The organism is Tepidimonas taiwanensis, assembly GCF_020162115.1.
Taxonomy (GTDB): Bacteria; Pseudomonadota; Gammaproteobacteria; order Burkholderiales; family Burkholderiaceae_C; genus Tepidimonas; species Tepidimonas taiwanensis.
The window spans coordinates 1,774,011-1,800,129 of the sequence record NZ_CP083911.1; the positions used below are offsets into that span (position 1 = coordinate 1,774,011).

General features: G+C 66.4%; 20 protein-coding genes and 3 CRISPR repeat arrays. Of the genes, 10 read left to right on the forward strand and 10 right to left on the reverse strand.

Going from position 1 to position 26,119, the window contains the following annotated elements:
- Positions 1–107: 107 nt before the first annotated feature.
- Genes queF through yaaA form a run of 3 tightly spaced genes read right to left on the reverse strand, consistent with a single transcriptional unit; the run spans position 108 to position 2,766 of the window.
- Positions 108–995 carry an NADPH-dependent 7-cyano-7-deazaguanine reductase QueF gene (gene queF, locus LCC91_RS08335; protein ID WP_052231359.1) on the reverse strand — a complete coding sequence of 296 codons (888 nt, stop codon included), beginning with the start codon at positions 993–995 and terminating at the stop codon, positions 108–110.
- Entirely contained in the window at positions 995–1,951 is a 957-nt protein-coding gene (locus tag LCC91_RS08340) for a 2OG-Fe(II) oxygenase (RefSeq protein WP_043698614.1), read from the reverse strand. Before LCC91_RS08340 ends, queF begins: the two co-directional genes overlap by 1 nt.
- 41 nt (positions 1,952–1,992) lie before the next feature.
- Positions 1,993–2,766, reverse strand: a complete 774-nt coding sequence (gene yaaA / locus LCC91_RS08345; protein ID WP_043698612.1) for a peroxide stress protein YaaA — start codon at positions 2,764–2,766, stop codon at positions 1,993–1,995.
- A 118-nt stretch (positions 2,767–2,884) separates the two neighbouring features.
- Between yaaA and LCC91_RS08350 the strand changes: the two genes are divergently transcribed.
- From LCC91_RS08350 to cas2e, 8 genes are read left to right on the forward strand one after another with little or no spacing between them, the layout of a single operon-like run.
- Complete coding sequence (locus LCC91_RS08350; protein WP_082007432.1) at positions 2,885–5,446, forward strand: CRISPR-associated helicase/endonuclease Cas3; 2,562 nt, start codon at positions 2,885–2,887, stop codon at positions 5,444–5,446.
- Positions 5,421–7,043, forward strand: coding sequence for a type I-E CRISPR-associated protein Cse1/CasA (gene casA, locus LCC91_RS08355; protein ID WP_224440889.1), 1,623 nt, complete (start codon positions 5,421–5,423; stop codon positions 7,041–7,043). The genes LCC91_RS08350 and casA overlap by 26 nt, the downstream gene beginning before the upstream one ends.
- Positions 7,040–7,555, forward strand: coding sequence for a type I-E CRISPR-associated protein Cse2/CasB (casB, locus tag LCC91_RS08360; protein ID WP_043698606.1), 516 nt, complete (start codon positions 7,040–7,042; stop codon positions 7,553–7,555). Before casA ends, casB begins: the two co-directional genes overlap by 4 nt.
- A gap of 15 nt (positions 7,556–7,570) precedes the next feature.
- Positions 7,571–8,713: a type I-E CRISPR-associated protein Cas7/Cse4/CasC gene (gene cas7e, locus LCC91_RS08365; protein WP_043698604.1), complete on the forward strand. Its 1,143-nt coding sequence runs from the start codon at positions 7,571–7,573 to the stop codon at positions 8,711–8,713.
- 5 nt (positions 8,714–8,718) lie between these two features.
- Positions 8,719–9,432, forward strand: a complete 714-nt coding sequence (gene cas5e / locus LCC91_RS08370; RefSeq protein ID WP_043698602.1) for a type I-E CRISPR-associated protein Cas5/CasD — start codon at positions 8,719–8,721, stop codon at positions 9,430–9,432.
- Positions 9,429–10,130: a type I-E CRISPR-associated protein Cas6/Cse3/CasE gene (locus tag LCC91_RS08375; RefSeq protein WP_043698599.1), complete on the forward strand. Its 702-nt coding sequence runs from the start codon at positions 9,429–9,431 to the stop codon at positions 10,128–10,130. Before cas5e ends, LCC91_RS08375 begins: the two co-directional genes overlap by 4 nt.
- Positions 10,127–11,029, forward strand: a complete 903-nt coding sequence (cas1e, locus tag LCC91_RS08380) for a type I-E CRISPR-associated endonuclease Cas1e (RefSeq protein WP_043698598.1) — start codon at positions 10,127–10,129, stop codon at positions 11,027–11,029. The genes LCC91_RS08375 and cas1e overlap by 4 nt, the downstream gene beginning before the upstream one ends.
- Positions 11,001–11,312, forward strand: coding sequence for a type I-E CRISPR-associated endoribonuclease Cas2e (cas2e, locus tag LCC91_RS08385; protein ID WP_043698595.1), 312 nt, complete (start codon positions 11,001–11,003; stop codon positions 11,310–11,312). Before cas1e ends, cas2e begins: the two co-directional genes overlap by 29 nt.
- A gap of 48 nt (positions 11,313–11,360) precedes the next feature.
- Positions 11,361–12,304: direct repeats of the CRISPR family, unit length 28 nt; unit sequence GGTTCCCCCGCGTATGCGGGGATTGACC.
- 55 nt (positions 12,305–12,359) lie between these two features.
- Here the strand turns inward: cas2e and LCC91_RS08390 are convergent.
- The gene (locus LCC91_RS08390; protein WP_224440884.1) at positions 12,360–13,856 is read right to left on the reverse strand and encodes an IS5 family transposase; all 1,497 of its coding nucleotides are present in this window, start codon (positions 13,854–13,856) and stop codon (positions 12,360–12,362) included.
- Positions 13,857–13,975: 119 nt separating this feature from the next.
- Positions 13,976–14,980: direct repeats of the CRISPR family, unit length 28 nt; unit sequence GGTTCCCCCGCGTATGCGGGGATTGACC.
- A 141-nt stretch (positions 14,981–15,121) separates the two neighbouring features.
- Between LCC91_RS08390 and LCC91_RS08395 the strand changes: the two genes are divergently transcribed.
- Entirely contained in the window at positions 15,122–16,081 is a 960-nt protein-coding gene (locus tag LCC91_RS08395; protein WP_224440890.1) for an IS481 family transposase, read from the forward strand.
- A gap of 15 nt (positions 16,082–16,096) precedes the next feature.
- Positions 16,097–18,686: direct repeats of the CRISPR family, unit length 28 nt; unit sequence GGTTCCCCCGCGTATGCGGGGATTGACC.
- A 54-nt stretch (positions 18,687–18,740) separates the two neighbouring features.
- Here the strand turns inward: LCC91_RS08395 and LCC91_RS08400 are convergent.
- The 5 genes from LCC91_RS08400 to LCC91_RS08420 form a co-directional block, all read right to left on the reverse strand.
- Positions 18,741–19,076: a type II toxin-antitoxin system HicB family antitoxin gene (locus tag LCC91_RS08400; protein ID WP_043698593.1), complete on the reverse strand. Its 336-nt coding sequence runs from the start codon at positions 19,074–19,076 to the stop codon at positions 18,741–18,743.
- A complete protein-coding gene (locus LCC91_RS08405) occupies positions 19,073–19,336 on the reverse strand; it encodes a type II toxin-antitoxin system HicA family toxin (RefSeq protein WP_224440891.1) in 264 nt (87 codons plus the stop codon). The genes LCC91_RS08400 and LCC91_RS08405 overlap by 4 nt, the downstream gene beginning before the upstream one ends.
- Before the next feature lie 188 nt (positions 19,337–19,524).
- On the reverse strand, positions 19,525–20,118 hold the full coding sequence (locus LCC91_RS08410) for a DUF3501 family protein (RefSeq protein WP_043698653.1): 594 nt from the start codon (positions 20,116–20,118) through the stop codon (positions 19,525–19,527).
- 99 nt (positions 20,119–20,217) lie between these two features.
- Positions 20,218–21,567, reverse strand: a complete 1,350-nt coding sequence (locus LCC91_RS08415) for a heterodisulfide reductase-related iron-sulfur binding cluster (RefSeq protein ID WP_043698588.1) — start codon at positions 21,565–21,567, stop codon at positions 20,218–20,220.
- A 176-nt stretch (positions 21,568–21,743) separates the two neighbouring features.
- On the reverse strand, positions 21,744–22,166 hold the full coding sequence (locus LCC91_RS08420; protein WP_043698586.1) for a rubrerythrin family protein: 423 nt from the start codon (positions 22,164–22,166) through the stop codon (positions 21,744–21,746).
- Positions 22,167–22,533: 367 nt separating this feature from the next.
- Between LCC91_RS08420 and LCC91_RS08425 the strand changes: the two genes are divergently transcribed.
- Positions 22,534–25,578 (forward strand): valine--tRNA ligase, encoded by a 3,045-nt coding sequence (locus LCC91_RS08425; protein ID WP_043698584.1) that lies wholly within the window; start codon positions 22,534–22,536, stop codon positions 25,576–25,578.
- A 172-nt stretch (positions 25,579–25,750) separates the two neighbouring features.
- On the opposite strand, the gene LCC91_RS08430 is transcribed toward LCC91_RS08425, so the two are convergent.
- Entirely contained in the window at positions 25,751–25,978 is a 228-nt protein-coding gene (locus tag LCC91_RS08430; protein WP_043698582.1) for a sulfurtransferase TusA family protein, read from the reverse strand.
- Positions 25,979–26,119 lie beyond the last annotated feature (141 nt).

Genomic DNA, 26,119 nt, shown 5'->3' on the forward strand with positions numbered 1-26,119 from the left:
GCAGCAAATGGTGCGCCTCGGCCACCCGAACCCGACGCTCGGGCCACGTCTTCCCATCGGTAAAGGGCTGCCCGTGGCAGCCCGTCTTCCGAAAAAAGCAGGAACTGCTACTGCCGCGCGGTGCGCACGTTGGCGGGCGGCTGCTGCGGGTGGCTGGTGCGCCACGGGTTGATGTCCAGCCCGCCGCGGCGCGTGTAGCGCGCGTACACGCTCAGGCGCACCGGGCGGCAGCGCGTCCAGATGTCCATGAAGATGCGCTCCACGCACTGCTCGTGAAACTCCTGGTGCTGGCGAAAGCTCACCAGGTAGCGCAGCAGCCCTTCCTGGTCGATCGGCGCGCCGCTGTAGGCGATCTGGACGCTGCCCCAGTCCGGTTGCCCCGTGACCAGGCAGTTGCTCTTCAGCAAGTCGCTGGTCAGCACCTCCTGCACCGGCGGCTGGTCGTGATCCGCGCGCAGCAACTCCGGTGCCGGCTGGTAGTGCGTGCAGTCCACGTCCAGGCGGTCGAGGCTCAGGCCGCCCAGCGGCTGCACCGCCTCCTGCGACCATTCGGACGGGGTGCACAACCGAACGCCGATGCTGCCCGTGCGGTCGGCCCCGCGCCACAGCGCCTCGGTCAGGTCGGCGCGCAGCCGCTCGCGCACCGCCCGTGCATCGGCAAAGACCGTCTGGTTGTAGCTGTTGAGGTAGAGCTTGAACGACTTGCTCTCGATCAGATTCGGCGTCTCGGCGGGGATGGTGAAGTGCGCGATCGCGACCTGTGGCTTACCGCGCGGGTTGAGCCAGCTCAGCTCGAACGCCGTCCACAGGTCGGCGCCCGTAAACGGGGGCGTGCCGTCGATGCCGATCTCGACCCGCTTGGGCGCGCGCGGCAGCGGGCACAGCAGCGTCGGGTCATATTGGTCCACGTAGGCGCTCGCGCGGCCCAGCGGGGCCTGCGCCAGTTCGGGCAACGCAGCCGCCGCGGCGGCCGTCGGGGTCGGGTCGTTCGTCATCAGGGGGTGAACTCGCGTTCGCGCAACCATTTGGTGGCGACCCACTTTTCCCCCTCCAGCACGGGGGCGCCGCCGTGCAGCGTGCGGGTCGCCGGATCCGGCCGATCGTACGCGAAGAACACCGCGTGCCCGCGCTGTGGCATCACCTCCAGCCCCACATCCGGAAACGTCGTGCCGCCCCCCCGTTCGGGTTCGTTGAGGTACATCACCAGCGTCGCGACGCGCTGGCCGCCGCGCTCGGTGATGCGGGCGGTGCCCGGCGCGCGGGGGTCGAAATAGTCGTAGTGCGGCCGGTACTCCGCACCGGGCCGGTAACGCAGCACCTGCAGCCCCTCGCCGTTTTCCACCGGCCAGTGCACCAGGCGGCTCAGCCGTGCCTCGATGCGCTGGATCAGCGGCGACTCCCCGCGCCGGAAGAACATCCCGTCACTCGTGCGGTCCGCGTTGAGCTCCTCGCCACCCGTGGCGGTCTGCACGGTGCGCGAGCGCTTGAGCCGCGGCTCGGCAGCGCGCATAAGCGCCTCGCACTCCTCCTCCGACAGCAGGTTGCCCAGCACCACGAGGCGGGGCTGGCGCATGCTCACCAGGACGGTGACGATGCGATCGCCGAGGTCGATCGCGCGCGGCGAGCCCGAGAGGTCGATGTAGGGCCGCGCCGGCGTCCCAGCCGAACGGCCATGGTGGGAGACCTGCCTGCTGGTGTCGGGGGACGTGCCCCGTGAGTTACTCCCAGCCTCGGGATGGGATACCCCGCCCTGCCGCTCCCCCGGGCGCGTGCCAACCGGCGCCCGCAGCGACGCCACGTGCGCCTCCATCACCTCCTCCATGGCCGTGAGTGCCACGGTCTCCTGCCAGCCGGCCTTGAGCATCGCCTGCAGGACCGACTCGGGCGTACAGCCCGCCTGAGCCTGCTGGATGATCCACGCCCGCAATTCGTCGGTGATGCGTTGCGCCATCGGTCGTCCTCCCTGAAAGCCCGCGCGGACCGGCGCCTGTGCTAGCCGCGCTCGTCGCGCCGGAAGACCAGCCGGTCCGGCGCGGACGCGTCGGCCACGTAGCGGTAGCCCTCGGCATCAAAGCCTTGCAGCGCCGCCACCTCGCGCACGCGGTGCTGCGCCGCCCAGCGTGTCATCAGCCCGCGCGCGCGCTTGGCCAGAAAGCTCACCACCTTGTAGCCCGTGCCGCGCCGCTCCTCGAACACGCACTGCACCACCTGCGCGCGCAGCGCACGCCGGTCCACCGCCTTGAAATACTCTTCGCTCGCCAGGTTGACGATGATGCCGTCGTCGGCGCTGGCGCGCTCGTCCAGGTATTGCGCGATGCGCGTACCCCAGAACTGGTACAGGTTGCGCCCGCGCGGGGTTTGCAGCCGCGTGCCCATCTCCAGCCGGTACGGCTGCATGCGGTCCAGCGGCCGCAACACGCCGTACAGGCCGCTCAGGATGCACACGTGCGCCTGCAGCCAGTCCCAATCGGCTTCCGTCAGGCTGCGCACATCCAGCCCCTCGTACACGTCACCGTTGAAGGCGAAGATCGCCGGGCGGCTGTTGTCGGGCGTGAACACCGGCTGCCACGCCTGATAGCGCGCCACGTTGAGCGCCGCCAGCGCGTCGCTCAAGTCCATCAGCTCCGCGATCTCCTGCGGCGACTTGGCGCGTAGCACCTCGATGAGCTGCGCCGCGTCCTCGACGAACAGCGGTTCGGTCGCCCGGTCCGTGGGCAGCGGGGTTTCGTAATCCAACGCTTTGGCGGGGGAGAGGATGAACAACATGCCCCACATCGTAGCGCGAAAGCGTCAATGGAGGTAACGCCACGCCGGGGGCTAAATTTTTGAGCCACTGACGCGGGTAATATGCGAAATATTGCAGCACTTCCTGTCGGAGGGAGAGATGACCCAGCCCACTTGGGGTAAACGCACCCCCGATGGCCGATGGCACCCGCTGGTGGATCACTGCCTGGATGTGGCGGTGGTTTTGGAGGCATTGCTGACCCACACCGCCACCGGACGGGGATGGGTGCTCAACGCACCGCAAAAAGCCCGGCTCGCTGTCATCGCCTTTCTTCACGACTTCGGTAAATGCAACCGCGGCTTTCAGGCAAAAGCCGATCCGACGGCGCGCGAAACCGCCGGCCACGTCATGGAAGCCGTGGCGCTTCTCATGGAGCTGCAAGATCGCTGGCCGAACGCATGGCGCGACCTGGTCACTGAGCTGTGCGGGTGGTTCACCGATCCCGAACAGGCCGGTCAAATGCTGGTGGCCAGCATCTCGCACCATGGGCGGCCCATCTCCCTCGACGGCGACTACCCGCAATGGGCCAGTGCCTCACGCAACCAACACCACGCCAAACGCTGGGCGGCCGCCAACGGCTACGACCCCATGGCGGCGCTGGATGCGTTGGCAATCGCCGCCCGCGCCGCTTTCCCCGAAGCCTTCGCACCCGGTGTCCCCCCGATCGACGCCACCCCTGCCCTGCAACAGCGCTTTGCCGGCCTGGTGATGCTGGCCGACTGGATCGCCTCGGACACGCAGTTCTTTCCTTATCGGCAGTCGGAAGCCGAAGACCGTCTGGCGTTTGCACGCGCCGCCGCCGAGCGCGCCTTGCGCGCCATCGGGCTGCTGCCGCCTGATGAGCGCCAGCCCAAACCGTTTGCGGAAACGTTCGGTTTCACCCCCACACCCCTGCAAGCGGCGCTGGCGCAAACGCTTGCGCCCGCCGACGACACCCGCCTGCTGCTCGCCGAGTCCGACACCGGCAGTGGCAAGACCGAAGCGGCGCTCGGGTGGTTTTTCCGCCTCTATGCCGAGGGCAAGGCCGATGGCCTCTATTTCGCGCTGCCCACCCGGGTAGCAGCCCGCGAGCTCTACGAGCGTGTGCGTCGGGCGGTGGAGGCTGCATTCGAGCCCGATCAGCGCCCAGGACCCGTGTTGCTCGCCGCGCCCGGCTACGTGAAGGTCGACGGCCGCGCGGTCGCCGACATCCTCACCGACCCTACCGGCACGCTCTGGGACGACAGCGACCCCAACGCGCGGCGCGAGCGCCTGTGGTCGGCCGAGCGGCCCAAGCGCTTCCTGGCCGCCCCGGTGGCCGTGGGCACCATCGACCAGGCGCTGCTGTCGGTATTGCAGGTCAAGCACAGCCTCATGCGCTCCGTGTGCCTAGACCGGCACCTGCTTGTGGTGGACGAGGTGCACGCCTCCGACCCCTACATGCGTGAGGTACTGTGCGAGCTCCTGCGCGCCCACGTGGGCCGTGGCGGCTGGGCACTGCTGCTCTCGGCCACCTTGGGCGAAGTGGCGGCAGCGAAATATTTCGGGCGGGAAGCTTTACAGCTGGACGAAGCCACGAAACGACCCTACCCGCTGCTGTCGTCTCGCACCCAAACCTGGCCCATGCCTGCGGCACGGGAGCGCCAGATCGCCATCACCCTCGCCCCTACCCTCACCGAGGACGCGGCGCTCGTGCTCGCGCTGATCGAAGCACTCGAAAGCGGTGCCCGCGTACTTGTGGTGTGCAACACGGTCGCCCGGGCCAATGCGCTTTTTCGGCTGGTGGAAACCCAACTGCAAGACAGGCACCCCGATTTGCTGCATGCGCTCTTTGCGGTAAACGGCGTGCGCTGCCCCCACCACGGGCGCTTCGCCCGCGAAGACCGGGAGCTGCTAGACGCCGCCGTCACCGCACAACTGGGCAAAGCTTCGCCCTCGGGCGCGCGGCTTTTGATCGGCACCCAAACGCTGGAGCAGAGTCTCGACATCGACGCCGACTGGCTCGTCACCGATCTCGCGCCGATGGACGTGCTCATTCAGCGCTTCGGCAGGCTACACCGCCACGAGCGTGCGCAGCGCCCGCCGGGGTTCGAAACGCCGAAGGCGCTCGTGCGTGTACCGCCCAAGCCGCTGACCGAATACCTCAGCAAAGACGGCGCACTGCGCGCCCCCGCCGGACTGGGCAGCGTATACACCGACGGGCAAGTGCTGGCCCGCACCTGGGAAGAGCTGCAGCAACGCCCCACGCTGAGCCTGCCGTTCCAAGCCCGCGAGCGCATCGAGCGCACCACCCACCCCCAGGCGCTCGAATCCCTGCCCGATGCGTGGCGCAAACATCGCCAACTCCTGGACGGCAAAGTACGAGCCGAAATCATTCAGGCCCTGCGCTCGGTGCTCGACGACCAACCTTTTGGCGAGCTGCACTACCCCGACAAGGGTGAGCAAGTCCTCACCCGCCTCGGCCGCCCCACCTACGACATCCCGTTCGAAGTCCCCGTGTCCTCACCTTTCGGCGCTGACATCCAGCGCGTGGCAATCCCCGCACACTGGATGCCGGGAGCGGCTGCAAACGCAATACCCGACGTGGCGCATGCCACGCCAACCGCGGACGGATTCCGCTTCGTGCTGGGAACGCAAGCCTTTCGCTACACCCGCTTTGGACTGGAGAGAGACGATGCATGACTTGCTTCACGACCCCCTGATCGGTGTGCGCACGCGCGCAGGCGAACGCCGGCTTAGCCTGCCCGACCTGCTCGCCGCCCTCTCTGCGGGTGAAGTGGAAGGGTATACCGGCCTGCGCGCCCACCAGGCCGACCCCTGGCATGTCTTTCTGGTGCAACTCGCAGCCAGCATCCAGGCGCGCCAGCCCACCGACACCCTGCCGCCCGACCCTGCCTACTGGCGCGAGGGGTTGCTCGATCTTGCTGGGGGCAAGGCCAGTGCCTGGCATCTGCTGGTCGAGGACGTCACCCAGCCGGCTTTCATGCAGCACCCGTGGATGAGCTGGGAAGCCGAGGCGGCCGACTACGGAGTGACGATCAAACGGGGACAAACCAGCTATGCGCCGAAGGCCACGACCCCAGACGAGCTGGATGTGCTGGTCACCTCGAAGAACCACGACGTCAAGATGGCGCGCGTCGGGGCCGAGGAGGTGGAGGCATGGCTCTATGCCTTGGTCTTGCTGCAAACCACCAGTGGCTTTTTGGGTCAGGGCAACTACGGCATCGTGCGCATGAACGGCGGCTTTGCCAGCCGACCGGTCGTCGCATGGGCGGTCTCTCTGCACCCGAGCCAGCGCTTCCAGCACGAGGTCGCCGTGGTCATGCAACTGCGCAACAGCACCGTCCGCACCTACGGCTATGCAGCGCGCGGTGTCACGCTGACGTGGGTGCGCCCGTGGAGCCGAAGCGACCACCAGTTCCAGCTCGCGGACCTCGAGCCATGGTTTGTCGAAGCGGCACGCCCCATTCGACTGGTCCGCTCGCCCTCTGGCCACCTCATCGCGCTGGGGGCCACGAGCAAAGCACGCCAGATCGGCCCCAAGACGCTGGAAAACGGCGACGTGGGGGATCCGTGGATCCCAATCAACACCGCTGACAAAAAGAAAGGCCGCTCGGCCATGACCCTATCGGCCGATGGCTTCACCCCTGAGCGGCTGACCGATCTGCTCTTTGCGCAGGGTTTCGAGCTCACCGCACTGCAACAACCGCAGGTTAGCGAAGGTCCAGGCTGGTTCGTCGCCTCTTGCCTGGTGCGTGGCCAAGGCACCACCGAGGGCTATCACGAAGTCCGCATCCCCGTTCCACCCAAAGCGCGGCTCGCGCTGCTCCACACAGGCCAACGGCAGACCCTTGGGCAACTCGCGCAACGGCTGCTCAGCGATGCCAAAGCCGTCCAAAAAGCGCTCAACACGGCGCTGGCGGTGCTCAGCGAAGGCGGACCGGATCAAGCAGACTTCGAGCGCGTCGAAAGCTGGCTCAAAACCGCCAAACGCGACTTCGGCCGCCGTTGGGAGTCGCTCTACTTCCCCACCCTCTGGCGCGGTGCCGAAGAGGAGCACGACACAGTACGCCGTGACTGGCAGCAGCGCCTCGTGGACGAAGCGCACGCCCTGCTCGACGAGGCCACCCAGCGCCTGCCGCTACCGGCCAACCGGACTTGGCGCGCGATCACACAAGCCGAGCGTGCGTTCCACGGCCTGCTGCGCAAACACGAACTGCCCTTTCCCCGCCGTGCCCCGGCGCACACCCTTGAAACGATGGAGGACGCCATCCCATGACAGAACCCTCACCGACACCTGCGCACACGCCATCGCTTGCCGCGGACATCGCCCGGCTCGCGGGCGTTATGGCCGCCGAACATTACCCCAACGGGGAACGCGCCGCCCTGCGCCGCTGGGCTCCGGGACAGCCCGTGCCGCTGGCCTTCTACCGCTTGTGGCTGCGACACCTCGGCCGTGACCTGCCCCCCGAGTCACAAACCGAAGCCTGGATGGCCATCGCCTGGGGCCTGGCCACGGCCGGCCCCGACAGCCACGACCCTCAGCGCCCGTGGGGCCAAGCGCTCGCTGAGAGCCGCTATGCCGAAGGGCGGCTGGAGCGGCTGCTCTCCGCGCCCGAAGAGCTGCGGCTCGACCTCTACACGAGCGCTGTGCGTTTTCTCGCGGCAAAGGGCGAGCGCTTCGACTGGCAAGACGCCGCGCTCTTTCTGCTGACGACCGCCCCGGCCAAGCGCGAGGGCCTGCATCGCCGCATCGCCAGCCGCTACTACCGCCATCTTCCCCAAGACTAACCAAGGAGTTCATCCATGTTCCTGCAAATCCACACCCTCACCAGCTACCCCGCGAGCCTGCTCAACCGCGACGATGCGGGCCTGGCCAAGCGCATCCCCTTTGGTAACGCCATCCGGCTGCGCGTCTCCTCCCAATGCCTCAAGCGCCACTGGCGCGAAGACCTCACCCAAAAACTGCCCGATGTGCCCGACGGGTTGCGCACGCGCTCGTTCTTTACCCGCGCCGTGCTTCCCAAAGCGCTGGCAGCAGGGGTTCCCGAAATCATCGCATTGGCCTTGATCGAGCCGCTCGCCAAAGCGGTGATCGATGGCGGTGTCAAGGAAGGGGGGAATCTCAACCAGCCATTTCTGTTTGGTGAGCGCGAAGCCGACTATCTCGTCCGGCTGATGCTCGAAGCCAGCCGCGAAAACAACGCATTGAAAGCCCTTACCGACCGCCTCAATTCCAAGGAAGAAAAAGACAACCTCAAGGCGATGAGCAAAGCCGCTGCGGGGCTGACCGCCGCGCTCTTTGGCCGCATGGTCACCTCGGACATGCTCGCGCGTGTCGACGCGCCGGTGCACGTTGCGCACGCCTTCACCGTGCACGCCGCCCACACCGAGATGGACTACTTCACCGTCGTCGATGACTTGAACCGCGACGACGAAACGGGTGCGGCGCACGCCAACCAGACCGAACTTGGTGCCGGCGTGTACTACGGCTACGTCGCCGTGGACGTGCCGCTGCTCGTGGCCAACCTCACCGGTTGCGAAGCGCGCGATTGGCGCAACCAAGACCCCAGCCTGCCGCGGCGCGTGCTCGAAGCACTCATCGACAGCATCGCGCGCCAAAGCCCCGGAGCCAAAAAGGGCAGCACCGCCCCCTACGCGTGGGCTGACCTGCTGTTTTTGGAAGTCGGCAAAGCGCAGCCGAGAACGCTGGCCAACGCCTTCCTGGAAGCCGTTTCCACCAAAGACGCAAAACAAGACATGCGCCTGCTGGCCACCCAGCGCATGGCCGACTACCTGCGCCGTTTGGACGAGATGTATGGCCCCTTCTCGGGTTACCGTGGGCTTTCCACCGTACTGGAACCCCTGCCTGCGGCGCTACCGCCCCACGCCCCGCTCGCGACCAACGCCGCCTGTGCGCTCGACGCTGTCTGGAACACGCAGAGCTGACGACCATGGACTGCCTGATCCTTCGCTTTGACGCGCCCTTGATAAGTTTTGGCGCTGTCGTGGTCGACCAGCTCAACCCCACCTGGCGATTCCCCGGCAAGTCGATGCTGGCGGGGTTGCTGGGCAACGCTCTAGGTTGGGACCACCGCGACGTCGACAAGCTTCAAGCTTTGCAGGACCGGCTGCGCTTTGCCGCGCGCTGGGACGCTGAGCCGGTGCCGCTCACGGAGTACCAGACGGTCGACCTGGGTCAACCCTTCCTCGTGGACACCGGCTGGACCACGCGCGGCCGACGCGAGGACCGCCGGGGCGGCAGCGCCGCCACCGGCACCCACCAGCGCTGGCGCGACCATTGGGCCAACGGTGTCGTCACCGTGGCGCTGGCGCTCGACGGCGAGGGGACCCCAACCCCCGACGAATTGGAACGTGCATTGAACGCACCGGCACGCCCGCTCTTCATCGGCCGCAAACCCTGTCTGCCGGCCGGCCCCATTCTCATCGGCCGCCGGCAGGCCACCGGCGTCAAAGCGGCCCTCGCCGCTGAACCCCTGGCCGACATCGGCCCGCGCCGCCGGCCGCACCCCATCTCCGCCCTTTGGCCACTGGACGAAGGCCTCGGACAAGGCACCGAAGAACGGTTTGACCGGCGCGACTGGCGCAACAACATCCACCGCGGCGCTGAGCGCTGTGCGGTGGGCATCCTGGAGATCACCGCATGAGCCCACTGCATCTGCTGCGCATCCCCGTGCGGGTTCCGCAGTTGCTGCGTTTTGCTGCTGAGCACGGCATCACGTCGCCCGACGAAACCTTGGGCTACACCCTGCACGCCTGGTTCACGGCACTGTTTGGCGACGCTGCCCCCAAGCCGTTTCGCTGCCTCGAGCGCCGCCAAGAGGTGCTGGCCTACGCGAGCACGGACGCCACCACGTTGCTGCAACACGCGCAAACCTTCGCGTCGCCACTGGCCTGGGCCGCACTGGATGCACAGGGCGTGGCCAGCAAACCCATGCCCCACGCATGGCGGCCCGGCCAGCGCGTGCGCGTGGAAGTACTGACCTGCCCCGTAGCACGCCATGGCGACGAGGAAAAGGACATCTACCTGCGTGCCCTCGATCGGATGGGCGACGCCGCACCGACGCGCGGCGAAGTCTATTCCGCGTGGTTTGTCCGCCAGTGGGCGGGAGCCGCGCAACTCGAAGACGTCGAACTGCTCGGCATGCAAGCGCAAAGTCCGCTACTGCGGCGTGACCGCAGCCTCGGGCAAAACCGCCTGAAGCGTGTGCAACGGCCGCAGGCCCTCTTTGCCGCCAACGCCACCGTCGAAGACGGCGAGCGCTTCGCTGCGCTGCTCGCCCGCGGCATCGGGCGCCATCGGGCATTCGGCTTTGGCATGGTGCTGCTTGCGCCACCGCGATGAGCCCCACGCCCAGCCTCATCCCAGGTCGGCTGGGCCTGGCCGCCTCGCGCATCCCATACGCCGACCGCCACGGCCTGCTCTACCTGGAATACGGAAAACTCTCGGTGGAGGACGGCACCCTGCGTTTCATCGCCGCCCAGAGCGAGGCGTTGGACGCGGGCGATTACGCCATCCCCTACCAGGGCGTTTCCATGATCCTGCTGGGGCCGGGCACGAGCCTCACGCAGGACGTGCTGCGCTTGTGCGCGCGGCACGGTACCTTGATCGCCGCCGTGGGCGAAGGCGGCGTCAAAAGCTACACCGCACCGCCCATGGGCCAAGGCCGCTCCGACGTGGCGCGGGCTCACGCCCAGCGCTGGGCCGATCCCAAACAACGGCTCGAGACCGCCCGGCGGCTGTACGCCTGGCGCTTCGGACGCGTATTGCCCCATCGCGACATCGAAACCTTGCGCGGGATCGAAGGCGCGCGCATGAAGGAAAGCTACAAGCTCGTCGCCCAGCGCTTCGGCATCGACTGGCACGGCCGACGCTACGACCGCGACAACCCCACCGCCGCCGACCTACCCAACCAAGCCATCAACCACGCCGCCACGTTCGTGGAGGCCGCGGCCGACATCGCGGTGGCGGCCGTCGGTGCGTTGCCGCCGTTGGGCTTCGTCCACGAAGACTCCAGCAACGCCTTCACGCTGGACATTGCCGATCTGTTTCGCGTCGACGTGACCCTGCCACTGGCGTTTGGTGCCGTGCAAGCGATCCAACAGCGCAAGTCCGACCTGACCGTCGAGCGCGAAGTCCGGCGGCGAGCGGTGCAGGCCTTTCGGCGGGAAAAACTCATCCCCCGCATGATCGAACGTATCAAGGAGCTGTTCGATGTCGATGACCGTGGTGGTGACGCGTAACGTCTCGGCGCGGGTGCGGGGGTTTTTGGCGTCTGTGATGCTCGAGCTTGCCCCCGGGGTCTACGCTGGGCTTCGAATCTCGCCCGCGGTTCGAAGCCGGGTTTGGCAAGTCCTTGAACAATGGTTCACACACGAGTCACAAGCCTCCATCATCATGCTTTGGCCCGATAAAGAAATACCAGGCGGACTGGAGGTCAACACCCTGGGCACACCGCCGGTCAAGCTGGCCGACGTCAACGGTATCCTGCTGAGCCAGCGTCCGATCCGTCACACGGAGGAGTAAGCGCGAAAGTGACGTTTTATGTTCTTTAACAATGGGTTAGAATAAAGAGGTTCCCCCGCGTATGCGGGGATTGACCCCGAAAGGCTGAAATCCCTGCGTGAAATGACGCGGTTCCCCCGCGTATGCGGGGATTGACCCGTAACCGAAAGCAAGGAGAGTAAGATGGGCTGGGGTTCCCCCGCGTATGCGGGGATTGACCCTTTGAGCATTAGCAAGCTTTCCAACCTTATCGGGTTCCCCCGCGTATGCGGGGATTGACCCCATTCGATCCCGTCCGACGGCTGCTATGTCGTGGTTCCCCCGCGTATGCGGGGATTGACCTGCCCGGGACCATTGTCTATTCTGGACCGTCGCGGTTCCCCCGCGTATGCGGGGATTGACCTGGACGCCGAAGGCCGCCCATCTGATCGCGCAGGGTTCCCCCGCGTATGCGGGGATTGACCTAGATGATGTTCCCGGGCATTATCCGTTCCCCTGGTTCCCCCGCGTATGCGGGGATTGACCGTGACGGAGCGCTTCGCGGATTGTACCCTAGCGGGTTCCCCCGCGTATGCGGGGATTGACCTGCCGGGGACCATCGTCTATTCTGGACCGTCCAGGTTCCCCCGCGTATGCGGGGATTGACCTACACACGATTGGCGCGGCGTCGAACCCGGACGGGTTCCCCCGCGTATGCGGGGATTGACCTTAGAGCCCGAAATCAACTCTAGCGGTAACAGTGGTTCCCCCGCGTATGCGGGGATTGACCGCACTGACCAGTCCTGGGGCTATGCCCTAGATAGGTTCCCCCGCGTATGCGGGGATTGACCCACTACGCAGCACGTAGCCGGTGGTCGGCTACGGGTTCCCCCGCGTATGCGGGGATTGACCCACCTCGTCTTTTTGCAGGGCCTTGCTGCCCAGGGTTCCCCCGCGTATGCGGGGATTGACCGCCCTATTGAGGCTTCGCGCATAGGGGTCGACAGGTTCCCCCGCGTATGCGGGGATTGACCGTCTGGCACTGTACCCTGCGGCCTGCCTCTTTAGTCGTCCCTGAAAAATTCATTTTCACGCCGCCCTTAGCCGCAGCTGGGCAGGGTTGGCGCCACTGGACTCGGTTGGCCGCCGCTGGGCGAGCCACCGGCCGATGAGGCGCACGGCCGCAATGAGGCGCAAAAAAGCTCGCCTCAAGAAGGGCACGCCCTTCTTCGTGATCATGCGCAGCAGCCAGCGGATGTTGTAGCCCGCCGCGCACAGCACCGCGTGCAGCCGGTCACCCTGCTCGCCCTTGAGGTGGCACCTGTCCATGCGGTGATCCTGCTTCAAGTGCCCGATGACCGGCTCGATGGCCTGGCGGCGCTTGAGCAGCTTGCGCTCCTGCTGCGTGAGGCGCTTGATCTTGCCGCGGTGCACCAGGCGCACATCCGCAATGTCGGCTTCCACCCCGCGGTAGCCCAGATCGGCAAACGCTGTGCTGGGCTTGATGCCAGTGTCCTGCATCAGGATCGTGGCCTGCTCCAGCTGCGCTTGCAGCGTGTGCCCGTCGTAGGGGTTGCCATGGAAGGCCCGGGCTGCGACGATGAGGCTGTGCTTCAGGGTGCTGGCAATGCCGACCTTGACGCCGAACTCGTAAGGGCAGCGGGCCTTGCCCTTGTTGATGCACTCCACCTCCGGCGCGTGCCAGGCGTAGAGCTTTCGAGTCCCGTCGGCGGTCTTTCGGTTGGCAGTCTGCGCCACCAGACGCGCCGCCTTGTTGAGGGTGTGGCCAAGAGCACTCTGGATGGCCTGCCCCAGGCGGCTGGCCTTGCGCTCGATCTCGCGCTGCAGCCTGGCCACGATCGTGCGCTGGCGCTTGATGACCCGGCGCATGCGCGCAAACTGCCGCGCGTGCGCATAGCGTCCTGCCTTGCGGGCCAGCTCCTTGCCTTCCTTGGCAAAGGTCTGCTTCAAGGCGATGCCGGCGGCCTTGGCCGCCTCCACCAGCTTGGTGCGTGCCGTCTCCAGCAGCCGGCTGTCGGTGGGGTGCGCCACCGCCTTGGGTTGTACGGTGGTGTCCACCACCACGCGCTTGAGTTCCTGCGGCTTGATGAGTCCGGTTTCCACCGCCACGTTGATGGTCTGCGCCAAGAGTTCTTCCACGCCTTCTTCGCCCAGCAGCCGGCGAAACTTCACCAGCGTCGTGGCGTCGCACGGCCGGCGATGTTCAAAGTACGCCCGCCCCGAGAAGAACTGCCATGTGGGGGTTTCGCCCCAGCGCTCGACCACCCCTTCGTCCGACTCGTTGAAGGCGTGCTTCAGATACAGCAGCGCGATCATCACGCGCAGCGGCACGCGGGGTCGGCCTGCGTTGGACGCCCGAGCTGCGCGCACCGGAGATTCGCCAAAGAGGTCCAGATCGGGCATCGCGACACCTGCGCGCGCTTTGCGCATGAACAGGTGCGACAGCCTTGCTTCCAACTCCTGCCACGGCATGCGTGAGGACAACACCGCCAGCGGATGGCGCAGGTCGATCATCTGATCGAGCCGGGCGCGGAAGAAGTCCTCGGTGGCGGGGCAGGCAAACATCGCAAAACTCCCAGAAAACGGCGCATCAGACCATCAAATCTGGGGGAAATTGTACTCGCAAACAGACAATAACACAAGAAAAATCATGCTGTTATGAATATTTCAGGGGCGACTCTTTAGGTTCCCCCGCGTATGCGGGGATTGACCTCGGCGCATATCTTGCGCACCGATTCCTTGACAGGTTCCCCCGCGTATGCGGGGATTGACCCGTTCCCGGGCATTATCTATTCTCCCCTTGTTGGGTTCCCCCGCGTATGCGGGGATTGACCTCTCGGCCCACTGGCCGGGCTTGACGTCGGCAAGGTTCCCCCGCGTATGCGGGGATTGACCCGACGGGAGACCTCGACCGCTGAGTAACCCTGCGGTTCCCCCGCGTATGCGGGGATTGACCCATTATCTATTCTGGACCATCTAGGTTCGACGCGGTTCCCCCGCGTATGCGGGGATTGACCTCCGTGGCGATAGTGGCGCATGGTCCGGGCCGCGGTTCCCCCGCGTATGCGGGGATTGACCCGGATAATGCCCGGACATATTATCTATTCTGGAGGTTCCCCCGCGTATGCGGGGATTGACCCGAATTCACCCAGCTTCATGCCTTCCCCCCGATGGTTCCCCCGCGTATGCGGGGATTGACCCCCTTATTCGTCGTCCGAAGACCCGCTATCCATGGTTCCCCCGCGTATGCGGGGATTGACCCACGACCGTCCGTCGGCCCACCCGCTAGACTTCGGTTCCCCCGCGTATGCGGGGATTGACCGCTCGCTCTCGTAGCTCAGCCGGCAGTGCTCGCGGTTCCCCCGCGTATGCGGGGATTGACCTTCCTTGACAGTCGCACCACAAGGCCGCGACCCGGTTCCCCCGCGTATGCGGGGATTGACCGACGTTCGAGCGCGCTCAGACGATCCTCGATCGGGTTCCCCCGCGTATGCGGGGATTGACCCACCGCCGTCATGGCCGTGCTGCTCGCTGCCACGGTTCCCCCGCGTATGCGGGGATTGACCACAGGTCATCTACCGCGACCGGCAGGAGCTGCAGGTTCCCCCGCGTATGCGGGGATTGACCTGCGCACGATAGCACCTCACAAATTGAAACCCAGGTTCCCCCGCGTATGCGGGGATTGACCCCCGATTGTTACCGCTAGGTGTCGCATCCCGGATGATTGGATAGTGCCATCACGCCATGCGTACCTGCTGGCGGTAAGCGTTCTGCGCGAGCTGCTGGGCAGCGGGTCAAGGCGTTGACGACCATCATCGGGAGATGCCCTCATGAACATCAAGCTGCATGCCCTGGCGCGTACAACGCCAGCCATACGGCGCGAGATCGCGCTGTCGGATGAGCCGGCTGCGGTGTTGGCTGAGCGTTACGGCGTTTCGCTCATGACGGTGTACAAGTGGAAGCGCCGCGAGGATTTTCTGGATCGCTCCCACACCCCGCACCGGCTGCGTACCACCATGACCCCGGCGCAGGAGGCCATTGCAGTGGAGCTGCGCAAGACGCTGCTGCTGCCGCTGGATGATCTGCTGTCGGTCATGCGCGAGTTCGTCTGTCCTGACGTGTCGCGCTCGGGACTGGATCGCTGCTTGCGACGCCACGGCGTGGGGTCGCTGCGATCCCTCAAGCCCCAGGTGCCCAAACCCGCACATCAGCCCTTTGCCGCTTACGAGCCGGGCTTCATTCATATCGACGTGAAGTACCTGCCGCAAATGGCCGATGAGACGCGGCGGCGCTACCTCTTTGTGGCCATCGACCGTGCCACGCGCTGGGTCTTCATTGCCCTGTACGCCTCCAAGAGCGCGAGAAACGCGCGCGCCTTCCTCAAGTCGCTGCTCACGGCGTGCCCGATCAAGATCAACAAGATCCTCACAGACAATGGCAAGGAGTTCACCGCACGGCTGCTGGGGCAGCCCAGTGCCACCCACGCCTTCGAGAGCCTGTGCGAGGCACTCGGCATCGAGCACCGCACCACGCGCGTGCGACGCCCCCAGACCAACGGGATGGTAGAGCGCTTCAACGGCCGCATCGAGGAGGTGCTGCGCAGCCACCACTTCATCAGCGGCGAGGATCTCGAGAAGACCCTGCTGCGCTATGCTTGGCTTTACAACCACCAGCTGCCCCAGGCCGCACTCAAGGGTCTCACGCCCATGCAGGCCATGAAACAGTGGTACACGTCACACCCGCATCTGTTCCAAAAACGGCCATATGATCATCCGGGATGTGACAGCTAGGGCATGATCCGCGAAGGTTCCCCCGCGTATGCGGGGATTGACCTTGTATGTATCGCGTTGACCGAATCGACAAACCGGTTCCCCCGCGTATGCGGGGATTGACCCCGGTCAGTACTTTTTCCGGCTTCAGGGTTCGCGGTTCCCCCGCGTATGCGGGGATTGACCCCCGGTCAATGGGTCGAGATTGACGGCACGAGGGGTTCCCCCGCGTATGCGGGGATTGACCCAAGATCGCCGACCTTGCCAACGTCAAACCCGGGGTTCCCCCGCGTATGCGGGGATTGACCTGAAGTCACCCGGCTTCATGCTTACCCTTTCACGGTTCCCCCGCGTATGCGGGGATTGACCCGGCCATCGGTCGGGGTCGCATGGTGCGGGTTGGGTTCCCCCGCGTATGCGGGGATTGACCTTTCAACCCATTGACCGGGTTTGACGTTGGCAAGGTTCCCCCGCGTATGCGGGGATTGACCTTGCTTATCAACAAGAACGCTCTTGTGCTTATGGGTTCCCCCGCGTATGCGGGGATTGACCTGGCGGCAAAAGGTGCAGGAGTTTCACCAGAAGGGTTCCCCCGCGTATGCGGGGATTGACCTCGTGCGCCTCGAGATAAGCAAAAAGGGATTCCGGTTCCCCCGCGTATGCGGGGATTGACCCCATTCCTCCGAATGCCGCGCCATCACGCGGCGGGTTCCCCCGCGTATGCGGGGATTGACCTGGAGCAGTCCCGGCCTGCGGCGTATTTCCAGTGGTTCCCCCGCGTATGCGGGGATTGACCCAGCGCGTCCTGCAGGCGGCGCGCGTCGCGGTCGGTTCCCCCGCGTATGCGGGGATTGACCCGGCATACCTCATGAAGTACGTGACCAAGGTGAGGTTCCCCCGCGTATGCGGGGATTGACCCCAGCTCGCGATATTGCTGCCGATGTTGCTCACGGTTCCCCCGCGTATGCGGGGATTGACCCCGCACTGACGGGCCAGTAACAGGGTAGCCATCGGTTCCCCCGCGTATGCGGGGATTGACCCTTCCTCGCCAAGCTCGCCGCGCCGGAGGTGCAGGTTCCCCCGCGTATGCGGGGATTGACCCCCCATGGAGCCGGACCGCGCCCGCGCCATCGCGGTTCCCCCGCGTATGCGGGGATTGACCCGGGCCGCCCCCTTGTAGCGCTTGCCAGCGTCCGGTTCCCCCGCGTATGCGGGGATTGACCCCGGGATAACCCGAAACGTACGCCGCCCTTTGTGGTTCCCCCGCGTATGCGGGGATTGACCTTCGCGCATAGTTTGCGCGCTGATTCCCTCTGCGGTTCCCCCGCGTATGCGGGGATTGACCCCGGTCGGGCGATGGCCTCCGAGTGCCTCTTGTGGTTCCCCCGCGTATGCGGGGATTGACCCCTTTGCCGCCGTACGCGACATGCCCGTGATCAGGTTCCCCCGCGTATGCGGGGATTGACCCTGCGCGAACGAGTCCCGGCGCAGCGCCTTGCGGGTTCCCCCGCGTATGCGGGGATTGACCGCGGTATATACCGCACGCGGGCCATGCGCCAAAGGTTCCCCCGCGTATGCGGGGATTGACCTGATCCTCATCGCGTTGTTTTGGGCGCTGAAATGGCTCCCCCGCGTATGCGGGGATTGACCGACCTCGGCCACGCCGTCAGCGCCGAAGTGCGCGGCTCCCCCGCGTATGCGGGGATTGACCCCGTCTGGCCTTTTCGTTGCTGGCCTCAACCCAGGCTCCCCCGCGTATGCGGGGATTGACCCCGGAAGACCATAACGACGGATGAGGTTTTTCAGGCTCCCCCGCGCATGCGGGGATTGACCGCTGCACGGCCTAGAGTGTCCCGTCGGGTATCGGGCTCCCCCGCGCATGCGGGGATTGACCATAGTCCGCCACTTCTGTGAGCACGCCCTCATAGGCTCCCCCGCGCATGCGGGGATTGACCAATCCGTGAACACCCCACGGGCGCTGATCTTGTGGCTCCCCCGCGCATGCGGGGATTGACCGTACCGTTGTTTGGTGTCGTTCATGGTGTCCTCGGCTCCCCCGCGCATGCGGGGATTGACCCGCCTCTGTCACCGTCTCCGACGCCGAAAAGGCGGCTCCCCCGCGCATGCGGGGATTGACCTGTGCCGTGGCGACCAATCATGAGCACCACGCCGGCTCCCCCGCGCATGCGGGGATTGCCCCGACCCCGACAACCTGCAGCCGCTCTGCCGCGAGGCTCCCCCGCGCATGCGGGGATTGACCCGACCCGAGAGCGAAGCCCTACCGTTTCGAGCGGGCTCCCCCGCGCATGCGGGGATTGACCTTGAACCCGAGCCACGCGACAAGAAACGAAAAAGGCTCCCCCGCGCATGCGGGGATTGACCCCGTAGCCAGCTGCAGCGTCACCCGAGCGGCGAGGCTCCCCCGCGCATGCGGGGATTGACCTGATTGCCGCCGGCGAGTACCGCTACATCTCCCGGCTCCCCCGCGCATGCGGGGATTGACCCACGCCCGCCGGCCGTAACAGCGAAAAGCCCGTGGCTCCCCCGCGCATGCGGGGATTGACCCGCGACTGGCGGCGTATCGCGGTCACAGAGGCGGGCTCCCCCGCGCACGCGGGGATTGACCCAACCATCGCGCGGGCCGGCGGCATCAGCGCCGGAGCTCCCCTCCCGCGAGGGATCAGCCCGCATGAGCGGCTTGCGCCAGCACCTTTGCCGCCCATTGGTTGAGACTTGTGCCCGCTGCTTGCGCCGCCACCAGCGCGGCGCTGTGCACTTCGGGCGGGACGCGCAGCATCAGGCGGCCAGAGGCCGGCTTCTCCGGCTTTTTGCCGAGCTTTGCGCAGGTCTCCAGGTAGTCATCGACGGCTTCCTCAAAAGCGGTGCGCAGGTCGGCCACGTTGTCTGCGTGGAAGCTCACGATGTCCTGGATGCCCAGCAGCCGCCCCACCAGGATGTTGTCGCGGTCGTCAAATTCGATGCGGGCGGTATAGCCCTTGTAGGTCATGGTGTTCATGGCTTGACTCCGATCCGTTCGAGAAAGGTGCGTGCATCCTCCACCTGATACGGCTTGGCTTCCTTCGCCGGGTGCGGGCGGTGGAAGGTGGCGACCTTGTCTCCGAAGGCAAACCGCACGCGCGATCCGCGCCCTTCGATCACAGTGCAACCGACGGCAATCAGCAGCGCTTCGATGCGCGACCATTCAATGGTCGCGCTGGTCGGTTTGGCAAAGATGGCTTCGAGGGTCTTGCGGTGCCTGCTATGCATGCGAAGCATGATAGCGGAAAGCGCAAGCAAGACAAGCGTTTTCGCAACGCTATTTTTCGCAACGCCGGAAGCACGAGCGTGACGCAGCGGCCCTGTCGCTCCGGCAGGACACGACCCACGTCAAGACACCGCCCGCAACAAGCCCATGACCACTCGGTGCGCCAAGCGGTTGAGCTTCGCAGGACCGGGGTTTCCACTCAATCCCGCAAGTCCCCCGCCAGGCTCGCCAGTGTCTCCGGCGGAATCTGCACGTGCGCGGGGTAGTTGGTGTGGTCGCAGCCGAGCTTGACGCCCGCGCCGGCCTTGATGGCGGCGCGCATCGCGGGGGTGAACTCGAAGCGCAGGAAGTGCACCGCGGCGGTCTTGTCCTCGGTTTCGCGGTCCAGGTCTTCGTCGGCGACGGCGTACACGCGGCCATGCCCCTCGACCTCGACGAACATGCGGTCCTCGATGCCGATGAGGCGCGCAAGCTCCCGCCGCCGTTCGTTGACGTCAGGGTATTCGATCATCAGCGTTGCCTTCCAGTTGGTGCCGTCGGGCACCAGCGGGGCGTATGCGTCGATCTCGTCCTGGATGCCCTCTTCCTCGAAGATTTTTTCGATGCGCAGCATCTCCTGGATCTGGTAGCGCATCGACAGCTCGCTCTCGAACTGCACCGTCAGGTGCTCGCCCAGGTGCACCGTGCGCAGCTTGCGGTGGGCGATCACCTCGGGCTTGTGCACCTTGCGCCACTTGGCGTAGGCCTCCAGCGGCATGAGCGTCTCGCGCGTGATCTTGCCGGTAAGTTGCATGGTGGTGATCATGTTCGTTTCCTGACGTAACGTGTCGCGTCGATAGGCGTGTCGCGTCGATGGGGACGAGGCCGGGCAGGCAACCCCTGCCGGCCCGGTTCATTTCAAGCCATAGGCCGTGGCCAGCAGCGTCAGCGGGTGGGCGAGCCGTGGCGTGCCGAGCTGGTTGACCTCGAAACCCTGCGCGATGTGGTGTCCGCCCAGCGGGCAGTCGGAGCTGATGTAGTCCGGCGCGCCGCCGTCCTTGTGCTGCGCCATCGCCTTGAAGACGGGTTTGCCGATCTGCATCGCTACCGGGTGGGTGGCCCGCTTGACGCCATAGGTGCCCGCGTGGCCGGAGCAGCGCTCGATCGTCTGCACCTGCGTCCCCGGGATGAGCTTGAGCACCTCTTCGGTGCGCTTGCCCATGTTCTGCACGCGCGCGTGGCACGGCACCTGGTAGCTGACCTTGCCGAGCGGCTGCGGGAAATCGGTTTTCAGCAGCCCGTCACGGCGGCGCGCGCTGAAGTACTCGAACGGATCCCACATCGCCTCTTTGACGAGCTGCACGTTCGGGTCGTCCGGGAACATCAGCGGGATTTCCTGCTTGAACATCAGTGTGCAGCTCGGCACGGCGCTCAGGATCGCGAAGCCGTCCTTGGCGTAGCGCGCCAGCACGGGGATGTTGGCCTCTTTGGACGCGGCCACGGACTCCAGGTCGCCCAGCTCCAGCTTGGGCATGCCGCAGCAGCGTTCTTTCTCGACGATGGTGTACGGGATGCCGTTGTGCTCGAGGATCTTGAGCAGGTCCAGCCCGATGCCGGGCTCGTTGTAGTTGACGTAGCAGGTGGAAAAGATCGCCACCTTGCCCGGCGTGCGCTCACCGTCGATCACCTGCGTCGCCTGCGCGGCCGGCGCGGCGCGGCGGAAGGTCTGGCTGGCGAGTTCAGGCATCCACGCGTCGCGGTGCACGCCGAGCACCGCCTCCATCGCGGCGCGCGCGGGCTTCGTGCGGTTGACGGCGTTGACGGCCTGCACCACGATCGGAATGCCGGCGAGGCTGCCGTGCACGTCGGTGGAGGCGAGGAATTTTTCCGATGCCTTGACCTCGCCCTTGCGGAATTTGATCGCCTTGGCGCGCAGCATCGTGTGCGGGAAGTCCAGGTTCCACTCGTGCGGCGGTGTGTAAGGACACTTGGTCATGTAACACAGGTCGCACATGTAGCACTGGTCGACCACCTTCCAGTAGTCGGCCTTGTCGACGCCGTCGATCTCGCCGGTCTTGCCCTCGTCGATGAGGTCGAACAGCGTCGGGAACGCTTTGCACAGGCTCACGCAGCGGCGGCAGCCGTGGCAGATCTCGAAAATGCGCTCCAACTCCGCGAAGCACTCGGTCTCGTCGTAGAAAGCGGGGTTGCGCCAGTCCAGCGGGTGACGGGTGGGCGGTTCGAGGTTGCCTTCGCGGGCCATGGTCGTCTCCTGTTCTTGTATGGTCACCGTGCGGTCGGTGACTCGTTGTGGAAAAGCGGCCGCGCACCGGATTTCAGCGCCGGGGGCGCGGCCGCGGGTGATCGCGCCACAAGGGCCGCGCCCGCGGCCTGGGTCATCGCCAAGGCACGCGGGGCGTCGGCCCACCGCGGCGGGGATCAGTCGACCAGCTCGGCCAGCGCCTTGGCGTAGCGGTTGGCGTGCGAGCGCTCGGCCTTGGCCAGCGTCTCGAACCAGTCGGCGATTTCGTCGAAGCCTTCCTCGCGGGCGGTCTTGGCCATGCCCGGATACATGTCGGTGTACTCGTGCGTCTCACCGGCGATCGCCGATTCGAGGTTCTGGCGCGTCGTGCCGATCGGCATGCCGGTCGCCGGGTCACCCGCCTGCTCCAGGAACTCCAGGTGGCCGTGCGCGTGGCCGGTTTCCCCTTCAGCGGTGGAGCGGAACAGCGCCGCCACGTCGTTCTGGCCCTCGACGTCCGCCTTGTTGGCGAAGTAGAGGTAACGGCGGTTGGCCATCGATTCACCGGCAAAGGCATCCTTGAGGCACTGTTCGGTCTTCGAGCCTTTCAGTTGTGGCATGGTCTCATCTCCTGGTAGGGTGGTTCGGTGGACACGCTGCCCGCCCCGCACGACACCGGGCCATGCGCGACAAGCAGACGCGAACAACGATAGTACGCCCGGGCTGTGTCGTCCAGATGACAGACTCAATATCTGACATAAACCGGATCTATTCCCCCATACACCCCCATACCGCCACCCCATATCGCTAGCCCGTACCGCCACCGCACCCGCCGGGCGACAGAGCGGCATTCCGGCGCCCGCCCCTCCTCGCGGTGGCATCCTCCCGGTAGCACCCTACAATTTCCCCTTGATCGTCAGGGGCACCGCCGGCACCCGGCACCTGTATCGCCCGCGGCCATCCCCTCCACGCAACGAGACCTCCCCGATGTCCGAGACCGTCACCCAACCCGGCCTGCAGAGCCTGTCCAAATCGTTCGAACCCGCCGCCGTCGAGCGCCGCTGGGGCCCCGTGTGGGAAGCACGCGGCTACGGCCGCGCGGGCTGGCGCGGCACAGGCTCGCCGCGCGCCGATGCGCCGTCGTTTGCCATCCAGCTGCCGCCACCCAACGTGACGGGGACGCTGCACATGGGGCACGCGTTCAACCAGACCATCATGGACGCGCTGACGCGCTACCACCGCATGCGCGGCTTCAACACGGTCTGGATCCCCGGCACCGACCACGCGGGCATCGCCACCCAGATCGTCGTCGAGCGGCAGCTGCAGAGCCAGGGCCTGACACGGCACGACCTGGGGGCCACGCCCGAGGAGGCGCGCAAGAACTTCGTCGCGCGCGTGTGGGAGTGGAAGGAAAAGAGCGGCAACACCATCACGCAGCAGATGCGCCGCATGGGCGACAGCGTCGACTGGAGCCGCGAGTACTTCACGATGGACGAGCGGCTGTCGCGCGTGGTCACCGAGACCTTCGTGCGGCTGTACGAGCAGGGGCTGATCTACCGCGGCAAGCGCCTGGTCAACTGGGACCCGGTGCTGATGAGCGCGGTGTCCGACCTCGAGGTGGAAAGCGAAGAGGAAGACGGCTTCCTGTGGCACATCGCCTACCCGCTGGCCAGCGGCGAGGGGCAGCTCGTCGTCGCCACCACCCGGCCAGAGACGCTGCTCGGCGACGTCGCGGTGATGGTGCACCCGCAAGACGAGCGCTATGCGCACCTGGTGGGCCAGTACGTCAAGCTGCCGCTGTGCGACCGGGAGATCCCGATCATCGCCGACGCGTACGTGGACCCCGCTTTTGGCACCGGGGTGGTGAAGGTCACCCCGGCGCACGACCCCAACGACTACGCGGTCGGCCAGCGGCACCAACTGCCCCTGATCCCCATCTTCCACCTCGACGCCACCGTCAACGACAACGCGCCGGCCGCGTATCGCGGGCTGGACCGCTTCGCCGCGCGGGAGCGCGTCGTGGCCGACCTGCAGGCCGCGGGCCTGCTGGTGGAGGTGAAGAAGCACCGCCTGATGGTGCCGCGCTGCGCGCGCACCGGACAGATCGTCGAGCCGATGCTGACCGACCAGTGGTTCGTCGCGATGACCAAGGTCAGCCCGCAGGACCCCACGGGCAAGAGCATCGCGCAAAAGGCCATCGACGCCGTCGCCAGCGGGCAGGTGCGCTTCGTCCCGGAAAACTGGGTCAACACCTACAACCAGTGGATGGCCAACATCCAGGACTGGTGCATCAGCCGCCAGCTCTGGTGGGGCCACCAGATCCCCGCGTGGTACGACGCCGAAGGCAACGTCTACGTCGCCCGCAACGAGGCCGACGCACGCGCGCAGTTCGAGGCGTATGTCGCTCGCCTCGGCGACGCGCAGCGCGAGCGGCTGCTGGCCGCGGGCCTGACGCGCGACCCGGACGTGCTCGACACCTGGTACTCGAGCGCCTTGGTGCCCTTCTCCACGCTGGGCTGGCCTGAAGCCGCCGCCGCGTCGGAATCGGCCGGCGGTGCCGGGCGCGAACCGGGCGATTTCCCGGCCGCAGGACGGATGAGCCCGGGCGCGTCCGGTGCCGCCGGCAGCGCTGCGGTCAGCACGAGCGACTACGACCTCTACCTGCCCAGCACCGTGCTGGTGACGGGTTACGACATCATCTTCTTCTGGGTGGCGCGCATGATCATGATGACCACCCACTTCACCGGGCGCGTGCCGTTCCGCCATGTCTACATCCACGGCCTGGTGCGCGACGCGCAGGGCCGCAAGATGAGCAAGTCCGAGGGCAACGTGCTCGACCCGGTGGACCTGATCGACGGTATCGACCTGCCCGCGCTGCTGGACAAGCGCACCACGGGACTGCGCAAGCCCGAAACCGCCCCGGCCATCCGCAAGGCGACCGAGAAGGAGTTCCCCAACGGCATCCCCGCCTATGGGGCGGATGCGCTGCGCTTCACGTTCGCGGCGCTGGCGAGCCTCGGGCGCAGCATCAACTTCGACAGCAAGCGCTGCGAGGGCTACCGCAACTTCTGCAACAAGCTCTGGAACGCCACGCGCTTCGTGCTGATGCACTGCGAGGGCCACGACTGTGGACTGGCCGAGCACACCGCCGACCAGTGCGCCCCCGGCGGACCGTTCCACGGCTATCTGAGCTTCTCGGCCGCGGACCGCTGGATCGTGTCGCTGCTGCAGCGCGTCGAGGCCGAGGTTGCGCAAGGATTCGCGGACTACCGGCTGGACCTGGTCGCCAACGCCATCTACGGCTTCGTGTGGGACGAGTTTTGCGACTGGTACCTGGAAATCGCCAAGGTGCAGCTGCAAACCGGCGACGCCGCGCAGCAACGCGCGACGCGCCGCACGCTGATCCGCACGCTGGAGACCCTCCTGCGGCTGGCGCACCCGATCATCCCGTTCATCACCGAGGAGCTGTGGCAAAAGGTCGCGCCGGTGGCGGGCCGCGCGGGTGAATCGGTCAGCATCGCCCCCTACCCCGAAGCGCAGCCTGCGCGCATCGACGAGCGCGCGGAAGCCGAAATCGCGCAGCTCAAAGCGATGGTCGAGGCGTGCCGGCGGCTGCGCGGCGAAATGGGCGTGTCGCCCGCGCAGCGGCTGCCGCTGTATGCCGTGGGGGCGGACGCCTTTTTGGCGCGCTGGGCACCGGTGCTGCAAGCACTGGCCAAGCTGAGCGAGGTGCGCACCTTTGCCGACGAGGCGAGCTGGGCGGCTGCCGCGCAGGCCGCCCCGGTGGCCGTGGTGGGTGACGCGCGCCTGTGCCTCTTCATGGAAATCGACGTCGCCGCCGAACGCGCGCGGCTGTCCAAGGAAGTCGCCCGACTGCAGGGCGAGATCGCCAAGGCGCAGGGTAAGCTCGCCAACGAGGCGTTCGTCGCCAAGGCCCCCCCCGCGGTGATCGAACAGGAGCGCCAGCGGCTGGCCGACTTCACCGCCACGCTGGAAAAAGTGCAGGCGCAGCTGCAGCGCTTGGGCGGTTGAGGTAGGGGCAACAGCCCGACGCGACGGCACCCGCCGCCCCTACAAACGCAAACGGCCCCTACGGGGGCCGTTTGACAAAGGGGCTGCTGATGAAGGGAATTGACAAGGGGCGCGTGACCTGCGGGACAGCCGTCGCGCCGATGGGAGCCAGCGCAGAGGCCGCGCGCTCGGCTCAGCGCCGCCGCAGCAAGGAGACGTATTCCGGGCCGGTCGTTTCCTGGTGCAGAAGCTCGTTGCCGGTTTGCTTGGCAAAGGCCTGAAAGTCGCGCACCGACCCGGCGTCGGTCGCGATCACCTTCAGCACCTGGCCGCTGCTCATCTCCGCCAACGCCTTCTTGGCCTTGAGGATCGGCAGCGGGCAGTTCAGGCCCCGGGCGTCGAGTTCACGGTCGATCTGCATCGGTCATCACTCCAAACTGGACGACGATTGTACGGCGCCCGCCCCGCGACCGTGCGCGCGGTCCCGCCAAGTCCTTACTGGGACATTCCCCGATTGTGATTGTTATTGGTCCGGCACAAAGAAGTTTTACCTCCCCCGCAG

What these genes read in the sequence shown, in the direction of transcription:
- LCC91_RS08375 (WP_043698599.1), top strand. Translation starts at nt 9,429, where the DNA reads ATGAGCCCACTGCATCTGCTGCGCATCCCCGTGCGGGTTCCGCAGTTG.
- LCC91_RS08425 (WP_043698584.1), top strand. Translation starts at nt 22,534, where the DNA reads ATGTCCGAGACCGTCACCCAACCCGGCCTGCAGAGCCTGTCCAAATCG.
- LCC91_RS08410 (WP_043698653.1), bottom strand. Translation starts at nt 20,118, where the DNA reads ATGCAACTTACCGGCAAGATCACGCGCGAGACGCTCATGCCGCTGGAG.
- LCC91_RS08340 (WP_043698614.1), bottom strand. Translation starts at nt 1,951, where the DNA reads ATGGCGCAACGCATCACCGACGAATTGCGGGCGTGGATCATCCAGCAG.
- cas7e (WP_043698604.1), top strand. Translation starts at nt 7,571, where the DNA reads ATGTTCCTGCAAATCCACACCCTCACCAGCTACCCCGCGAGCCTGCTC.
- LCC91_RS08390 (WP_224440884.1), bottom strand. Translation starts at nt 13,856, where the DNA reads ATGTTTGCCTGCCCCGCCACCGAGGACTTCTTCCGCGCCCGGCTCGAT.
- LCC91_RS08415 (WP_043698588.1), bottom strand. Translation starts at nt 21,567, where the DNA reads ATGGCCCGCGAAGGCAACCTCGAACCGCCCACCCGTCACCCGCTGGAC.
- yaaA (WP_043698612.1), bottom strand. Translation starts at nt 2,766, where the DNA reads ATGTTGTTCATCCTCTCCCCCGCCAAAGCGTTGGATTACGAAACCCCG.
- cas5e (WP_043698602.1), top strand. Translation starts at nt 8,719, where the DNA reads ATGGACTGCCTGATCCTTCGCTTTGACGCGCCCTTGATAAGTTTTGGC.
- LCC91_RS08395 (WP_224440890.1), top strand. Translation starts at nt 15,122, where the DNA reads ATGAACATCAAGCTGCATGCCCTGGCGCGTACAACGCCAGCCATACGG.
- LCC91_RS08350 (WP_082007432.1), top strand. Translation starts at nt 2,885, where the DNA reads ATGACCCAGCCCACTTGGGGTAAACGCACCCCCGATGGCCGATGGCAC.
- cas2e (WP_043698595.1), top strand. Translation starts at nt 11,001, where the DNA reads ATGTCGATGACCGTGGTGGTGACGCGTAACGTCTCGGCGCGGGTGCGG.
- queF (WP_052231359.1), bottom strand. Translation starts at nt 995, where the DNA reads ATGACGAACGACCCGACCCCGACGGCCGCCGCGGCGGCTGCGTTGCCC.
- LCC91_RS08405 (WP_224440891.1), bottom strand. Translation starts at nt 19,336, where the DNA reads ATGCTTCGCATGCATAGCAGGCACCGCAAGACCCTCGAAGCCATCTTT.
- LCC91_RS08430 (WP_043698582.1), bottom strand. Translation starts at nt 25,978, where the DNA reads ATGCAGATCGACCGTGAACTCGACGCCCGGGGCCTGAACTGCCCGCTG.
- LCC91_RS08400 (WP_043698593.1), bottom strand. Translation starts at nt 19,076, where the DNA reads ATGAACACCATGACCTACAAGGGCTATACCGCCCGCATCGAATTTGAC.
- casB (WP_043698606.1), top strand. Translation starts at nt 7,040, where the DNA reads ATGACAGAACCCTCACCGACACCTGCGCACACGCCATCGCTTGCCGCG.
- LCC91_RS08420 (WP_043698586.1), bottom strand. Translation starts at nt 22,166, where the DNA reads ATGCCACAACTGAAAGGCTCGAAGACCGAACAGTGCCTCAAGGATGCC.
- cas1e (WP_043698598.1), top strand. Translation starts at nt 10,127, where the DNA reads ATGAGCCCCACGCCCAGCCTCATCCCAGGTCGGCTGGGCCTGGCCGCC.